At 65.0% G+C, this 14,581-nt stretch carries 18 protein-coding genes and 1 pseudogene; 9 read left to right on the top strand and 10 right to left on the bottom strand.

Going from position 1 to position 14,581, the window contains the following annotated elements; translation table 11 throughout:
• Positions 1-65: 65 nt before the first annotated feature.
• Positions 66-1,538, bottom strand: a complete 1,473-nt coding sequence (gene arcD, locus RMO40_RS12285) for an arginine-ornithine antiporter (protein WP_309721326.1) — start codon at positions 1,536-1,538, stop codon at positions 66-68.
• 343 nt (positions 1,539-1,881) lie between these two features.
• Here arcD and RMO40_RS25500 point away from each other — a divergent pair.
• Positions 1,882-1,932, top strand: a pseudogene (locus tag RMO40_RS25500) (hypothetical protein); the annotation flags it as partial.
• A gap of 14 nt (positions 1,933-1,946) precedes the next feature.
• Complete coding sequence (locus RMO40_RS12280; RefSeq protein ID WP_309721323.1) at positions 1,947-2,165, top strand: hypothetical protein; 219 nt, start codon at positions 1,947-1,949, stop codon at positions 2,163-2,165.
• 160 nt (positions 2,166-2,325) lie between these two features.
• Here the strand turns inward: RMO40_RS12280 and RMO40_RS12275 are convergent, their stop codons facing one another.
• The 8 genes from RMO40_RS12275 to RMO40_RS12240 all read right to left on the bottom strand — a co-directional run bounded on the left by RMO40_RS12275 (position 2,326) and on the right by RMO40_RS12240 (position 6,825).
• Positions 2,326-2,628: a P-II family nitrogen regulator gene (locus RMO40_RS12275; protein WP_309721321.1), complete on the bottom strand. Its 303-nt coding sequence runs from the start codon at positions 2,626-2,628 to the stop codon at positions 2,326-2,328.
• Between the two features lie 4 nt (positions 2,629-2,632).
• Complete coding sequence (locus RMO40_RS12270) at positions 2,633-3,580, bottom strand: sodium-dependent bicarbonate transport family permease (protein WP_309721319.1); 948 nt, start codon at positions 3,578-3,580, stop codon at positions 2,633-2,635.
• 25 nt (positions 3,581-3,605) lie between these two features.
• Positions 3,606-4,127, bottom strand: a complete 522-nt coding sequence (locus RMO40_RS12265) for a universal stress protein (RefSeq protein ID WP_309721315.1) — start codon at positions 4,125-4,127, stop codon at positions 3,606-3,608.
• Positions 4,124-5,065, bottom strand: coding sequence for a TerC family protein (locus tag RMO40_RS12260; RefSeq protein WP_309721430.1), 942 nt, complete (start codon positions 5,063-5,065; stop codon positions 4,124-4,126). Before RMO40_RS12260 ends, RMO40_RS12265 begins: the two co-directional genes overlap by 4 nt.
• 86 nt (positions 5,066-5,151) lie before the next feature.
• The gene (locus RMO40_RS12255; protein WP_309721312.1) at positions 5,152-5,643 is read right to left on the bottom strand and encodes a TerB family tellurite resistance protein; all 492 of its coding nucleotides are present in this window, start codon (positions 5,641-5,643) and stop codon (positions 5,152-5,154) included.
• A 117-nt stretch (positions 5,644-5,760) separates the two neighbouring features.
• Entirely contained in the window at positions 5,761-5,913 is a 153-nt protein-coding gene (locus RMO40_RS12250) for a hypothetical protein (RefSeq protein ID WP_309721310.1), read from the bottom strand.
• Positions 5,906-6,184, bottom strand: coding sequence for a hypothetical protein (locus RMO40_RS12245; RefSeq protein WP_309721307.1), 279 nt, complete (start codon positions 6,182-6,184; stop codon positions 5,906-5,908). Before RMO40_RS12245 ends, RMO40_RS12250 begins: the two co-directional genes overlap by 8 nt.
• Before the next feature lie 182 nt (positions 6,185-6,366).
• Positions 6,367-6,825: an HPF/RaiA family ribosome-associated protein gene (locus RMO40_RS12240; protein WP_309721303.1), complete on the bottom strand. Its 459-nt coding sequence runs from the start codon at positions 6,823-6,825 to the stop codon at positions 6,367-6,369.
• Positions 6,826-6,933: 108 nt separating this feature from the next.
• On the opposite strand from RMO40_RS12240, the gene nhaR reads away from it, so the two are divergent.
• Both nhaR and RMO40_RS12230 read left to right on the top strand, forming a co-directional pair.
• Positions 6,934-7,869, top strand: a complete 936-nt coding sequence (gene nhaR / locus RMO40_RS12235) for a transcriptional activator NhaR (RefSeq protein ID WP_309721300.1) — start codon at positions 6,934-6,936, stop codon at positions 7,867-7,869.
• 334 nt (positions 7,870-8,203) lie between these two features.
• Positions 8,204-8,566: a hypothetical protein gene (locus RMO40_RS12230; protein WP_309721296.1), complete on the top strand. Its 363-nt coding sequence runs from the start codon at positions 8,204-8,206 to the stop codon at positions 8,564-8,566.
• Positions 8,567-8,936: 370 nt separating this feature from the next.
• On the opposite strand, the gene RMO40_RS12225 is transcribed toward RMO40_RS12230, so the two are convergent.
• Positions 8,937-9,407, bottom strand: a complete 471-nt coding sequence (locus RMO40_RS12225) for a hypothetical protein (protein WP_309721291.1) — start codon at positions 9,405-9,407, stop codon at positions 8,937-8,939.
• Between RMO40_RS12225 and RMO40_RS12220 the strand changes: the two genes are divergently transcribed.
• The 5 genes from RMO40_RS12220 to RMO40_RS12200 form a co-directional block, all read left to right on the top strand.
• Positions 9,406-9,771, top strand: a complete 366-nt coding sequence (locus RMO40_RS12220; protein ID WP_309721290.1) for a hypothetical protein — start codon at positions 9,406-9,408, stop codon at positions 9,769-9,771. The two genes, RMO40_RS12225 and RMO40_RS12220, sit on opposite strands and share 2 nt — an antisense overlap.
• A 149-nt stretch (positions 9,772-9,920) precedes the next feature.
• Entirely contained in the window at positions 9,921-11,078 is a 1,158-nt protein-coding gene (locus tag RMO40_RS12215) for a TolC family protein (protein WP_309721287.1), read from the top strand.
• A gap of 53 nt (positions 11,079-11,131) precedes the next feature.
• Positions 11,132-11,677 carry a hypothetical protein gene (locus RMO40_RS12210; RefSeq protein ID WP_309721285.1) on the top strand — a complete coding sequence of 182 codons (546 nt, stop codon included), beginning with the start codon at positions 11,132-11,134 and terminating at the stop codon, positions 11,675-11,677.
• On the top strand, positions 11,674-12,813 hold the full coding sequence (locus tag RMO40_RS12205; protein ID WP_309721282.1) for a permuted SH3 domain-containing protein: 1,140 nt from the start codon (positions 11,674-11,676) through the stop codon (positions 12,811-12,813). The genes RMO40_RS12210 and RMO40_RS12205 overlap by 4 nt, the downstream gene beginning before the upstream one ends.
• A gap of 10 nt (positions 12,814-12,823) precedes the next feature.
• Positions 12,824-14,581: efflux RND transporter permease subunit (locus RMO40_RS12200; protein WP_309721280.1), on the top strand; the 1,758-nt coding region annotated here is incomplete at its 3' end.

Below are 14,581 nucleotides of genomic sequence, written 5' to 3'. Positions count from 1 at the left end.
GACTTCCGAATGAACGCCGAATGCGGTGTCGATGTTGATTGACTTGCGGCTGACGGGTGCCGCGTTCACAGGGTGAGACCACCGGTGGCGAGCAGGTAGGCGGCAGCCAGTGCCATCAGCAGCAGCGCTGCGAGGATTGCCATCTCGTAGCCCTTGAACGCGCGCTGTGCACGTTGCTTGCGCGCCCACAGGTACACCATCGCGCCCGGTGCATAGAGCACAGATGCGAGCAGCAGGTACTTGAGGCCCGCGGCATACAGCAGCCACATGCAGTAGACAGTCGCCAAGCCCGCAATCGGCAGATCAGCTCGGCGCTGGGTACCTGCTGCGCCTTCGCCACGCCATGAGATCACGAGCCCGTAGACGGCGCTGAAGAGGTAGGGCAGCAGGATCATCGCCGTGGACAAGGAGATGAGCGCCAGATACGAAGCCTTGGAGAACAAGGTCACCAGCAAGAACAATTGAACCATGCCGTTGGTGAGCCACAGCGCGTTGGCGGGCACGCCTTGTGGGTTCTGGCGCGCAAGCCATTTGGGCATCACGCCGCCCCCTGCCGGCGTGAAGAGCGACTCGGCAGCGAGCAGCATCCAGGCCAGGAAGCCACCGCCGACAGAGACGATCAGCCCCACATAGATCAGCACCGCACCCCAGGTGCCGACGATGCTTTCCAGCACCCCTGCCATCGACGGGTTCTTCAGTTGCGCAAGCTGCGGTTGCTGCAGCACGCCCAGTGAGAGCAGCGACACACCCATCAACAGCAGCAAGGTGATGACAAAGCCAACGATGGTGGCGCGACCCACGTCTTCGCGGCGGCGTGCTCTCGCCGAGTAGACGCTCGCGCCTTCGATGCCGATGAAGACCCACACCGTGACCAGCATGGTGCTGCGCACCTGATCCAGCATGGGCCCGAGCTTGGGCGCGCCCCAGAAATCGAAAGCGAAGGTCTTGGTCTGAAATGCCAGCGCGACCACCGCGATGAACAGAAGCAGCGGCAACACCTTGGCCAAGGTGGCGACCGCATTGAGCAGCGCCGCACCGCGGATGCCCCTCAGCACCAACAGGTGAACTGCCCACAGCGCCACCGAAGCGCCCGCGATGGCCACTGCCGTGTTGCCGTCGCCGAAGGCGGGGAAGAAATAGCCGAGTGCGCCGAATGCCGCAACCAGGTAGCCGACGTTGCCAATCCAGGCGCTGACCCAGTAGCCCCACGCGGCGTTGAAGCCGACGTACTCGCCGGCCGCAGCCTGCGCATAAGCGTAGACGCCGTTGTTCAGGTCGGGCTTGCGCATGGCGAGGGACTGATACACCAAGGCGAGCGCCAGCATGCCCACCCCGGTGATCAGCCAGCCGATCAGAATCGCCCCGGTGCCCGCACCCGCCGCCATGTTCTGCGGCAAGCCGAAAATGCCGCTGCCGAGGATGGAGCCCACGACCAGGGCGACCAGCAGGCTGAGTGGCAGCCGGCTGGACGCCACTCTGCCCCGCACCGGTGCGGCTGGCGGCGCCACTGCAGTGGGAAAGGTTCTGGTGAGGGCCATGAGCGTGAACTCCGTGAGTGAAGGCGGGGCGCAGTGCATGCTAGGAGCGCGACTCTCGGCGGGTGTTGATCTTCATCAAAGCGCCGATTGACACCCCTCAAGCATTGCGGCCCTGACTTGCCCGATGCTTGCCAGGACGATCGCGCTGGACCAGATGGATACGCTGTTGCAAACGGTGGCCTGGAGCTGACGAGGTCGAAGCTATTCCAGATCGCCTACCCCACCCGCGCGGCGGTCGCACAGTGATGCTGGCCGACCCTTCGGTCGTGAACAGAAACGAGGTCGCGAAAGCGCTCGAAACCCCTGGCTGTGGGCCGCCATCGCGCCGTCGGTGGTGTGGCAGATGGCGGTCGTGCATCTGGGCTTTCTCAACCTCGCCTTCGGCACGGTGCCGCTGAACTTGGAGCGGTGGCCGCTGTGCGCGGCCGTGGCCGCGAAGCCGTGCTGCTGGCTGAATCGTCGATCTCCGCGACGCTCGTCGTCTGGGGCATGAAAGCCATCGTTGGCCGGGCCCGACCTGCCTTGTGGGAGGCGCAGTGGTGCTGGGGTTCCAGCTTCTCCAGCGGGCACACCCTGAGCACCGCCGCCTTCTCGAGCGCCGCCGCCTTGTGCGTGGCGCGCATCTGACCTCGCGCCGGCACCCCCGCAATGACGCTGGCTTGTTGTGCGGACGGGCCCGGTCGCGATTCAATCTCGAGCCCGGTGTGGAGGCCGACGTGGTGATGGTGTCTGATCTCCTCGGTGCCTTGATGCGCAGCAATTTTGACGTTCGCGCAGGTTTCCAGGGTCAGAACTTCCCCGGGCGCAATACCTCGACGTCGCCGACGTACATCACCATGGAGTAGTTGTCGTAGTAGCGCTCGCGAAGTGCCTTGCAGATGACAAGGGCCGTGTCGGCGTCACAAAGCACTTCGATGCGAATGTTGGCGTGTGGCACCCAGGCGGCGTCGCGCCTGCCGTGGCTGCCCTTGCCGCGTGCGTCGGTGATCGTGTAGCCGCGGGCGCCAAGGGTCTCGATGTCGCTGACCAGCGTGTCCTCCAGGGCCGCTTCGGTCACGATCGTCAGCAGCTTGCGAGCGGTCAGTTCCATGTGGTCAGACTCCGGCGTGGTGGAGGTATTGTGCGCACCGGTGGTACAGCGGAATGCCCACGATGAGGTTGAATGGAAAGGTGATGCCGAGCGCCGCGCCGATCGACAGCGCCGGGTTGGCCTGTGGCACAGCGATGCGCATCGCCGCCGGTGCCGCGATGTAGGAGGCGCTTGCGTACAGCGTGGCCAGCAAGGTGATGCCCCCCACCGACAGCCCCAGCAGCAGGCCGGTGATGAGCCCCAGCCCCGCGGCTGCCAGCGGCATCAGGGTGGCAAACACGACCAGGAACCAGCCCGCGCGGCGCAGGTCGCCGATGCGGCCAGCGGCCACCAGCCCCATCTCCAGCAAGAAGATCGCGAGCAGCCCTTTGAACAGGTCGAAGAACAGGCGGTCGAGCGGCGCGATGCCGTTGGGGCCGGCGAACCATCCGATGGCCAGCCCGCCCAGCAACAGCACGATGCTCTTGCCCGCGAAGACCTCGTGCAGCACCTTTGTCCAGGGCGTGCCTTGCTCACCGCGCCGAGCCAGCATCACGCCGATCACCAGCGCGGGAAACTCGAGCAGCACCAGGAACACCGTCATGAAGCCCTCTGCCGCCTCGCCGAGCCGCGCCAGGTAGGCGGAGCCAACCGCAAAGGTGACCACACTGACCGACCCGTAGTGTGCAGCGATCGATCCTGAATCGGCGGGCGACAGCTTGCCGATGTGGCGCAGGATCGGGAACGCGACCAACGGGATCAAGGCGCCCACCACCACCACCACAAGCGCGGGCATGGCGACATCGAGCAGCGGATAGCGCGCCAACTCGACGCCGCCCTTCATGCCGATGGCGAGCAGCAGAAAGATGCTCAAGGACTCATAGAGGACGCCGGGGATCTTGAGGTCCGAGCGAACGAAGCCGGCGATCGCGCCGAGCAGAAAGAACAGGATGACGGGTTCGAAGAAGCTCATCGCCGACGATGGGCGCGCTCAGCCATCAACGCACGATCAGCACGGGCCGCGCAGCCAGGTGCAAGACCTTGGAGGCCACCGAGCCCAGCAACAGGGATTCGGCGGCGGTCAACCCGTGCGAACCGATGGCGATGCCGCGGCTGCCCAGCGCATCGGCCATGCCTGCAATCTCTGGCGCCGCCTCGCCCAGGATCGCGTGCAGGCGCCAGCGGATCGATGCCGCGTCGAGCAAGCCGCGCGCCCGGGCCGTGGCTGCCCAGCCGCGTCGTGGCAACTCGGTCTCTGCGGCTTCTTTCACGAGCCAGGGCTGCACGTGCACGAGGTCGACTTCGTTGTCGCGCCCCAGCGCCACCAGGTCGGCCACCTTCGCGAGGGTACGCAACGAGCACTCGGAGCCGTCAATCGCCACCAGCCAGCGCCCGCCGGCGGGGTTGTCCCAGGCACCGGCCCCGGCGCTGCGCCAGGTGACAGCCACAAGCCGCCCGATGTCGTCGCGTCGTTCGAGGGTCGGCGGTGGAGCGGCGTTTTGCGTTTCAGGCAGGGTCATGCAGCACTCACTGAAGGTTTGCGGCTCGACAGCTTCAGGCTGAGGACCACCGAGATCAGGATGATCGAGCCCACGATGCCCAGCGACCACTGGATCGGCATGTGGAACCACGGCATGGCCAGCATCTTTCCGCCGATGAACACCAGCACCAAAGCCAGGCCGTACTTCAGCAGGTGGAATCGATCGGCCATGTCGGCGAGCAGGAAGTACATCGCGCGCAGCCCCATGATGGCGAAGATGTTGGAGGTGAAGACGATGAACGGATCGGTCGTCACCGCGAAGATCGCTGGAATGCTGTCGACCGCGAACACCAGGTCGCTGGCCTCGATCAGGATCAACACCAGGAACATCGGCGTGGCGTAACGCAGCCCGTTGATGCGCACGAAGAAAGCCTCACCGTGAAAGCCCGGGGTGATGCGCATGTGGCCGCGCAGCCAGCGCAGCAAGGGGTTCTTTTCCAGGTCGGGCTGGTGTTCAGCGAAGACCAGCATCTTGATGCCGGTCACCACCAGGAACAGGCCGAACACATACAGAATCCAGGCGAACTCCGACACCAGCCACACGCCGGCCAGGATCATCCCTGCGCGCATGATGATCGCGCCCAACACACCGTACAACAGCACGCGGCGCTGCAACTCCGGCGGCACTGCGAAGTAGGTGAAGATCATCACGAACACGAACATGTTGTCCACCGACAAAGACTGTTCGATCAGGTAGCCAGCGAGAAACTCCAGCGCCTTGGTGTTGGCGATCTCGCGGCCCGCGGTGCCGTCCAGGTACCACCACAACAAGGCACCGAACGTGAGGGCCATGGCCACCCAGGCCAGGACCCAGCTCGCGGCTTCCTTGACCGACACGCGGTGGGCCTTGCGCCCGCCGAGCACGAACAAGTCCAGGGCCAGCATGGCCAGCACGAAGATGATGAAGCCGGCCCACATCGGGCCGGTGGCGAAGGATTCGATATTCACAAACAGTCTCTCATCAACTGGGGCGTTGTTGTCAGCGGTTCAGCGCAGCGCGGCGATCATCGAGCTGGCTGGATCCACCGTGTGCCGCGGGGAGCCACCTGGAAATCGAGGCCGTACAGCAGGGGTTCAAGGAGTGCCTGCTCATCGGGGTCAAGGCCCCAATGGTCAATGGCGGCGAGCATGACGAAGGATTCGCCGTCGTCGATGTGTCCGTCTGCGTTGACCGCAGCTGCACAAAGGCGTAGCACCAGACGTTGCAGCGTCACGTTGTCTACATCGCCGAGCAGCCGCTTGATCATTCGAGAGTCGATGAGGCAGTCCGCGCCCTGCGTTGCCGACGCCAGCAAGTCGGCGCACAAGCCGTGGACAACGTCATGCCATTCCTGCTGCGTGAGGCCCAGTTGTTCGTGAGCCCGCATCGCTTCGAGAACTGCAACCTCGGAGGGCTTGACCTCGCCGCTCGAAATGAGTGCCAACGCGACGATGCGGGCCGCAGCGTGCGGGCTGTTGCGGGCATAGCGACGGGTGGAAGACGAATGTTTGTTCATGATGAATCCTTGAAAGTGGCCGGATGAGGGCCCGGTTGATTGATGGGCTGGAGGATCGATGTCCGGTGACGAAGGCTCCTCGGGAGCGTGCGGGGCGGTGTTCGACCGCCTGCCATGTCAGCCAAGCCAAACTGCGGTGCTGGCCATCATTCCGGCTACGCCGAACGCGGCCATCAGCTTGGCGTCACGCCGGTTGTGGCTGACGTACTCTCGCAGGGCACCCAGCAAAATCACTGCCGCCAGCGCGGCCATCGGTACATAGTCAGACATGCTTGACTCTGCCTTTCGAGAGTTCCGGTGGCAGCATCCAGGGCTGCAAACCCCACTGCTCGACCGCCACCCTGAGCACGATTGCCTCGCCCTCGACAACATGACCGTCTGCTTCGATGACGGCAGCGCAGAGACCCAGCACCTTGAGACGCAGCTCGGAGTCGTCGATCTCGGCCATCAGTTCGGCCAGCGGTCGAGGGTCGATGTGGCACGCGGCCATTGCGACGATGCAGGCGGCTGCCTGCGGACTGTTGTTCGGGTAGGTACGCATGGGGTGTACTTCTGTTGTAGGCGTCGAGGTGATCAGTCGAAGATGTCGCTCAGCCACGATTTCCGGCGGCCGCCGTGATGGACGCGGCCGCCGCGGTAGTCCGAATCCACGAAGTCGGGCTGCGCTCGTGAGGCTGCAGGGCAGGTCGGGCACTTCATGGTTTTCTCCTTAAGAACATTGATTCATGCGGCCGGCCGAAGCCGATCAGCGCCAGCAGGCAGCTGAACAGGTGGTCGATCGACACCTGCAGACTCGAAGGGCGTGAGGCCGGCGGCAACGCTGAACTCATCGGGCAGCGACGAGGTGGCGTCGCCACGACCATGCCGCCTGCCGACGCGTGATCGGTCGAGATGCTTGACAACCACCCGGCCGACCCGATCCGCCGCGCGAGCAATCACGCCGTACATATCGAGCCCGATGTCTTCGATGACGGCCATGGGCGCATCGAGCAGATAGACCTGAATGCGGCAGAACTTGTCGACGCCGCCGCGTGGGCCATTCTTGTCGCCCAGACGCACGACGACGCGCTGGATGCGGTCGCTGCGGCGCGTCAACACAAATTGCAACCGGCGTTTAGCGTGGTCGGACAGTGCACGCGTGAGCGGGAAATCCTGGCTCTGGATACTGACGTTCATTTGCATCCTTTTGGGCCGCCTGGTGTGGCGACATCCCTAATCTAGGGGCGCACGCCATGTGTGTAAATTCGAAAGATATACGCATACCATTCGAAAAAAACTGAGGATCAATCGATGAACTACAAGCACCTCCACTACTTCATGCAGGTGGCGACGTCGGGCAGCGTGACGCTCGCGAGCGAGCAGTTGCACGTGGCACCTCAGACCATCAGTGGACAGATTCAAACGCTCGAAGAAGCGCTGGGCAGTGCGCTGTTTGCCAAAAGCGGGCGAGGCTTGGTGCTCACGGAAGCAGGACGCTTGGCGCTGGGCTATGCCGAAGAGATCTTCTCGATGGGTGCCGAGCTCGAGGAGGCGGTGCGCGAACACCCGAACAAGGGGCGCATGCTGGAGTTCAGGGTGGGGGTGGCTGACGCGGTTCCGAAGTCGATTGCCTACCGGCTGATCGAGCCAGCAACCGAACTGCCGGAGCCGGTTCGAATCGTGTGCCGGGAGTGGAAGCTCGACAGCCTGCTCGCCGAACTTGCGTTGCACCGGCTCGACCTGGTGATCTCGGACGCTCCGATTCCGTCCACAGTCAGTGTGCGCGCCTTCAGCCATCAGCTCGGGGCGTCGGCGGTGAGCTTCTTCGCTACGCCCGCCTTGCTCAAGGCCCACAAAGGGACTTTTCCAAGCTGTCTCGACGGTGCCCCGATGCTGATGCCGAGTGAGCACTCGGCGGTTGGGAAGCGTCTGCGGGCGTGGTTTCAGTCACGCTCGCTGCACCCGCGAGTGGTCGGAGAGTTCGACGACAGTGCGCTGGCCAAGGAATTCGGTCGTCACGGCGCGGGCATCTTCGTCGGTCCCGCGGTGCTGTCGCGCGAGATCGCGAAGCAATTCAACGTGAAGGCCTTGGGCGTCGCAACCGAGGTGATGGACGAGTTCTTCGCCATCTCGGTCGAACGACGCATCACGCATCCCTGCGTTGTCGCAATCACCCAGACGGCGCGAAACGAGTTGTTCGCAATGCCCTCCAAAGCAACACGCGCCCGTCGTACTGCGCCACGGTGACGCGCCGCACGGGGCGCCAATTTGATGTGGATCAAGGGTTCGCCGTGATGCCCTCGTAGTATGAGATTCAGGTCATCCGAACTCAACATGCCTGATGCGCTGATACGGAGCATCGCGCTCCGCGATTCGGCGCTCGCCTCTGTCGTGCTGGAGTCAGACGCACCGACGCTATCCCGCAGGAAGCGGCGCCATGCCGGGGCACTACCCCGATGCACATCCGTTCATATCCCCTTGACCAGGAGTTACCCATGAAACTCATTCACCCACTCGCGCTCGCCCTCATCACCGTTGGTGCAACCGCCCGGGCCGCACCCGACGATGAGCACACGCCGACGTGAATTACGTTGCCGGCAGCGCGACCGTGCACCACCACGAAGCGAAGACCACGCTGGAAAAAATTCGGCAACGCGTGGCGAGTGGTGGCTACCACTGCCGCGGCGAACTGGTTCCGGCGCATGTCTGTGACCCGGGGGACAAGGGGCCGAAGGTGCTTGTTCGAACCGAACATGTCGGCCATGCCGGTCATGTGATGATCCCAGCGCGCACGCAGGCGAAAGCGGTGCTGATCTGCCTGCTGATGGCAGATCGGGCCGTGGAGATCGTTACTGACCGCGGGATCGATGCCAAGGTGGAGGGTCTACCGGTGTGGCCGCCTCCCCCCCCACAGCCCCACCAGCCAGCGGGTTCACGCCGATGAGTCGATGTGATGAGCGCCCCCGGCACCCAGCGACACGTCTTGAGTCGGTGCTGAGTGCAGCGCCGGAAATCGATCTGGTGGTGTTCGCGTTGCTTCTCAACTTTCCTTGGGAGGTCTTGCAGGCACCCTTGTTTGAAGGCATGGCCACTGCGCCTCATTCCGCCGTCGTCGGCGCCTGTTTGCAAGCCACGTTGGGGGACGCTGCGATCATGTTGTTTGCTCATGCAAGCGTCGCGTCCGTCACGCGGCGGCGGCGCTGGTTGCTCGTGCCGTCACGCTGCGAATGGGCCGGGTTCATCGCGGTGGGCGTTGCGATGACAACAGTGATCGAGTGGCTGGCCACGCGAGGGCACTGGGCCCAAACCTGGGCTTACTCGGCCGAGATGCCGGTGCTCCCGGGAATCGAGATCGGCCTCTCACCCTTGCTGCAGTGGGTGGTCGTCCCGCCCATGGCACTTTGGTTCGTGCGGCGGCTTTCGGCGCAGCCCGGTGCGCGGAAACCGCCAGAAGCGTCACCGCGTTGATGGCATGCGCAATGTGTTGGCGACCTGTAGCTGGCGACCAGCGCCAGCTTCGCGGTGGGCGTCACTTCGCCGCTGCCCTTTGTCTTGCCGTGGTCGATGGTGTTGCCGGTTGTGGCGGTGGCGGCGAAGTCGATGTCGATGTCGTGGTCGTGGTCGTGGCGCCGCCGCCGCCACCACCCATTGTTCGACCGAGCGGGCGAGCTCGTGTCAGCCAGCGAAACCGCCTGCATCACCATTTTTCCTTGAAGGGCTAAGGCTCGCTGCTGAATCGCCCTTTGCGTTTGGCGCTGCAGGCGCATCACTAGAATGCTCGCCATGCGCCGCTGGATTGCCCTTTTCCTCGTGATGATCCTCCTCCCTTGGCAGGCCGTGGCTTGGGGCTCGACCTCTCTGACCCGGGACGGCGGCGCCGATGAACGCCACGTGGTGGCGCACTGGTCTGGCGAAGCTCACCATCACCATGCTGATCATGATGGCGACATACATCAGGACGATTCGGAAGAATCCATCCAGCACGTTGTCCACACTGATGCACACCTCAACCCCGTGGCGGTCTTGCCGCTGAGCATCGATTGGGTGGCCGTGGCCGCTCAGGCCGTCGATACCGGTACCTACCAGAGCCAACCACTCGCACCCCCGTTCCTCGAAGGACCACGACGACCTCCCAGGTTGTCTTGCTGATCCCCTGATCGGCCCGGCGCACGCAGCAGCGCGCCGGAACTGTGTGGTCGCAGCTGCCCGCAGCTGCATGTGCGGCGAACTCGAACTTGAAAACTCATCGTTGGGCTGCGCCTTGGCTTCTTGCCGGCGCAACGGCCTGTGCCTCCGTCATGGCACAAAGTAACTCGCCCCCTGCCGTGGCTGCGCAGGGCCCTTCCTTGGCGCAGGCCGTGGAGGCCGCGTGGCAGCGCGCTGTCGCTTCGCAAGAGGCGCGGGGCCAGGAGCAGATCGCGGTGGCGAGGCAGTCCGCCGCGTCGGCCTGGACGCCCAAGGCGCCTAGCGCAGAAGCGGCACGGCGCAACGGCCGGTTCGGTGCCAGCGAAACCGAACTTGGCATCTCCGTGCCGCTGTGGGTGCCCGGCCAACGCTCGGCACTGCAAACGGCTGCCAGCGCCGACCTTGCGGTGGCGCGCGCAGCGCAGCGCGCCGCTCGCTGGCGCGTCTCCGGTGAGGTGCGCGAGGCGGCCTGGGCGTTGACGGCGCTCGACGCCGAGCTTGCTGCTGCGCGAGAACAACTGCGTCACCTTCAATCGCTCAGCGTGGACGTCGACCGCCGCGTGCGCGCGGGGGACTTGGCGCGAGCCGATGCGCTCGTCGCTCGCGCCGAGGCGCTCAACGTGGAGGCCGCCATGAACGATCTGCAGCAACGCATCGCCAGCGCAAGGGCGCAATGGGAGTCGTTGACCGGCCTCGCTGTGGTGGGTGACCCGAACGAGCCTGCGAGCATGACCTCCGCCCCCGATCATCCCGAACTGGCGCTGGCCGAGCGCGAAGCCGAGCGGGCACAGGCCATGCTCGAAAGCCAGCGCCGATCAAGACGTGATTCACCCGAGGTGGCGGTGAGCTGGAAGCAGGAACGCCCTGGCGACCAGCAGGCGCGCCAGGACAGCGTGGGCATTGCCCTGCGCCTTCCTTTCGGTGCCGATGCCGAACGCAGCCCCCAGGAGGCCGTGGCGCTGGCCGCTGTAGAAACCGCGCGCATTCACTCTGAGCGCCTGGCGCAGCGTCACGCGCTCGAGTTGCGCACGGCCCGGCAAGCTGTCGTGTCGGCAGAGCAGCAGCTTGCCAGTGCGCAGGCGCGGTCCGAACTTCTGCAAGAACGAGCCCAGCTGCTGGACAAATCTTTTCGTGCCGGCGAGACAGCCTTGCCCGACTTGCTGCGTGCGCTGGACGTCAGCTCACAAGCCGTCGGCGCCTTGGCCCGGCAACGCGCCGCGCTCGGGCTCGCGCGCGCTCGGCTTCAACAATCCCTCGGGGTCACACCATGAATCTCATTGCACGTGCGTCGCGCACGATCATCAAGTTGCTCTGCCTCATGGCCATGGCCACGCCTGCCCTCTCTGCGCCGGGTGCACATGGCCCGAATGGCGAACACCTGGATGGGCCGGCCACCGCGACGGGCGGCACCGATGCCGCGCCGAAGATGGAGGCCAAGTCGGAAGACTTCGAGCTGGTGGCCACGCTGAGTGGGGGCGAGCTGTCGATCCTGATCGATCGGTACCAGACCAACGAGCCCGTGCTCGACGCAAAGCTGGAACTCGAGTCCGGCGGGCTCAAGGCGATCGCAAAGTTTCACGCCGACCACGGTGACTATGCGGTCGACGACCCGGCGCTGCTCAAAGCCTTGAGCCAGCCGGGGGCCCACCCGCTGCTCATTACCTTGATCGCCGGCAAGGAGAGCGATTTGCTGGAAGGCACCCTCAACGTCAGCACAACAGCAGACGACGGCGACCACGGACACACCCAGGGGAACGGCGTTTGGGCACGCTCCGCGTGGATTGCCGGCAGCTTGGCGCTGCTGGGCGTCGGAGCCGTTCTATGGCAACGGCGCCGCGCGCGGCAGACCACGCTGGAGGTGTCGCCATGACGCGCCTGTCTCACGTGAGAACTGCTGCGGCGCTGCTGTGGGTCAGCGGTTTCCTCGCTAGTTTTGCCCAAGCCGCGCCTGGCGCGCATGGCCCGAATGGCGAACACCTCGATGGGCCCAGCGGAACGTCCCGCGCAGCGGGGTTGATGCGCTTGCCCGATGGTAGTGTCAATGCACCCAAGCTGGCGCAGCGCCGCATGGGCATACGAACCCAACTGGCGCCCGTGACGGCCGCCTCGGCAAGCGTGCAGCTGCCCGGGCAGGTGATGATCGACCCCAACGCCGGTGGTCGGGTGCAGGCGGTGTATGGGGGGCGAATCGAACCCGGACCGAAGGGCTTGCCGGTGGCCGGCGAGGCGGTGCGCAAAGGCCAGGTTCTGGCCTACCTGCGATACCAATCAGAGCCTTTTGCAGAAGCCAACCAGCAGTCGGAGGCCTCCGAGCTGCGTGCCAGCCGGATCACCGCAGAGCAGCGCGTGAAGCGCCTCGAATCGCTTGAAGGCACCGTGCCGACCAAGGACATCGAGGCCGCCCGCACCGAGCTCGCGAGCTTGCGCCAGCGCGAGGCCACGGTCGGCGGGAGCATCCGCTCGCGCGAAACCCTGGTCTCACCTGTCTCGGGCGTCATCGCCCAGGCGAATGCGCTCAACGGCCAGGTGGTCGATGCCAAAGACGTGCTGTTCGACATCATCGATCCACAACGGCTGATGATCGAGGCCACCACGGCAGATGCGGCACTGGCCGCGAAGATCGCTTCGGCCACGCTGGCGGGCGTGGAGGGCGTGACGCTGCGTGTGGTGGGCGCCGCGCGCACGCTGCGCGATGGGCGCATTCCGATCACCTTTCGTGCACAGGCCAAAGGGGCCCAAAACCTGGGCCTTGCGGTCGGCCAATCGGTCACCGTGCTCGCCCTGACCCAGGAGCAGTTGCAAGGCGTGGTGCTGCCCGCCGAGGCCCTGGTGCGCAACAGCGCCAATGAGACCGTGGTCTACATCAAACTCAGTGCCGAACGCTACCTGCCTCAGCCGGTCACCGTGCAGCCGCTCGATGCCAAGACGGTGCTGGTGACCAAGGGCCTCGCGGCCGACAACCGGGTTGTGGTTCAAGGCGCGTCCTTGCTCAACCAGATCCGCTGAAAGCGCGACCATGTTCAATTGGATCGTTCGCTACAGCCTGCACAACCGGCTCTTCGTGCTGGCTGCCGCCGCGCTGCTGCTGGCCTATGGCGCATTCACGGCCTGGCGCACGCCGGTCGATGTGTTCCCCGATCTCAACAAGCCCGTCATCACGGTCTTGACGGAAGCAGGGGGCATGGCACCGGAAGAGGTGGAGCAGCTCATCACCTTTCCCATCGAGACCGCGCTCAACGGCATGCCGGGTGTGACGCGCGTGCGCTCGACCTCCGGAGTGGGCTTGTCGATTGCTTATGCCGAGTTCGACTGGGGCACCGACATCTACCGCAATCGCCAGCTGGTCTCGGAGCGACTGGCCCTGACCCGAGAGCAATTGCCGGACGGCATCTCGCCGATCATGGGCCCGGTGTCTTCGATCATGGGCGAGATCATGCTCATTGCGCTGCCGCTGCAAACCGGTGAGCAGGCCGCGTCACCGATGCAAGCGCGCGAGTACGCCGACTTCGTGTTGCGCCCCCGTCTCTTGTCCATCGCCGGCGTGGCCCAGGTGATTCCGATTGGCGGCGACGTGCGCCAACTTCGCGTCGAACCCGATCCGGCGCGCATGGCGCAACACGGCATCACGTTGAGCCAGATCGAGCAGGCGCTGCGGGGTTTTGCGTCGAATGCCGGCGGCGGCTTCATCGATCAGCACGGCCGGGAGTACCTGATCCGCCACCTGGCGCGCACCAACCGCGTCGAAGACCTGCAGGGCCTGGCCGTCGCCTGGAAGAACGGCGGGCCCGTGCGCCTGGAACAAGTCGCCACCGCGCGCTTTGCACCCGCCATGAAGCGCGGTGATGCGGGCTACAACGGCGCACCGGCGGTGATGGTCAGCGTTCAAAAACAACCGGCCGCCGACACAGTTCGGCTCTCGCGCGACATCGAAGCCGCACTCGAGGAGCTCAAGCAAGGCATGCCCAAGGGCATGGCCGCGCCCAAGGTGCTCTTTCGGCAGGCCGATTTCATCAAGGCCTCTCTCGACAACGTGACCGGGGCGCTGCGAGACGGCGCCATCATGGTCGCGATCGTGCTGTTTGCGTTTCTGTTGTCGGCCCGCACCACCTTCATCTCGTTGGTGGCGATCCCGCTGTCGCTGGCGGTGACGGCCGTGGTGTTTCGCTGGCTCGATCAATCGATCAATGTGATGACGCTGGGCGGCCTGGCCATCGCCATCGGCGAGCTGGTCGACGACGCGGTGGTCGGTGTGGAGAACATCGTTCGAAGGCTGCGGCAGAACCGGGCTGCCGAGGCACCGCTGGGCGTTTCCGAGGTGGTGTGGAAAGCCAGCGTCGAAGTGCGCTCGGGCATCCTCTACGCCACTGCCATCGTGGTGCTGGTGTTTGTGCCGCTGTTCGCGTTGCCCGGCATCGAAGGGCGCTTGTTCACACCGCTCGGCATCGCCTACATCGTGTCGATCCTTGCGTCGATGGTGGTGTCGGTGACGGTGACGCCGGTGTTGTGCGTTTACCTTTTGCCCAAGATGAAGCGGCTGGACCACGGCGACAGCCCGCTGGTCGGCTGGCTCAAGCGCCAGGACGCGCGGCTCCTGGGTTGGTCGCTCCCGCGTGCGAAGGTGATCCTCGCGACCGGTGGGGTGGCCGTGGTGATCGCGGCTGCGACCATTCCGTTCTTCCCGCGCACCTTCCTGCCCGCGTTCAACGAGGGCTCCCTGGTGCTGTCGCTGATGTTCAACCCGGGCACCTCACTCGCCGAAGCGAACCGCATGGGC

The organism is Rhizobacter sp. (genome assembly GCF_031412075.1).
Classification (GTDB): Bacteria; Pseudomonadota; Gammaproteobacteria; order Burkholderiales; family Burkholderiaceae_C; genus Rhizobacter.
The sequence above is the reverse complement of the archived record's forward strand: the minus strand, read 5'-3'. Positions and strand labels throughout refer to the sequence as shown.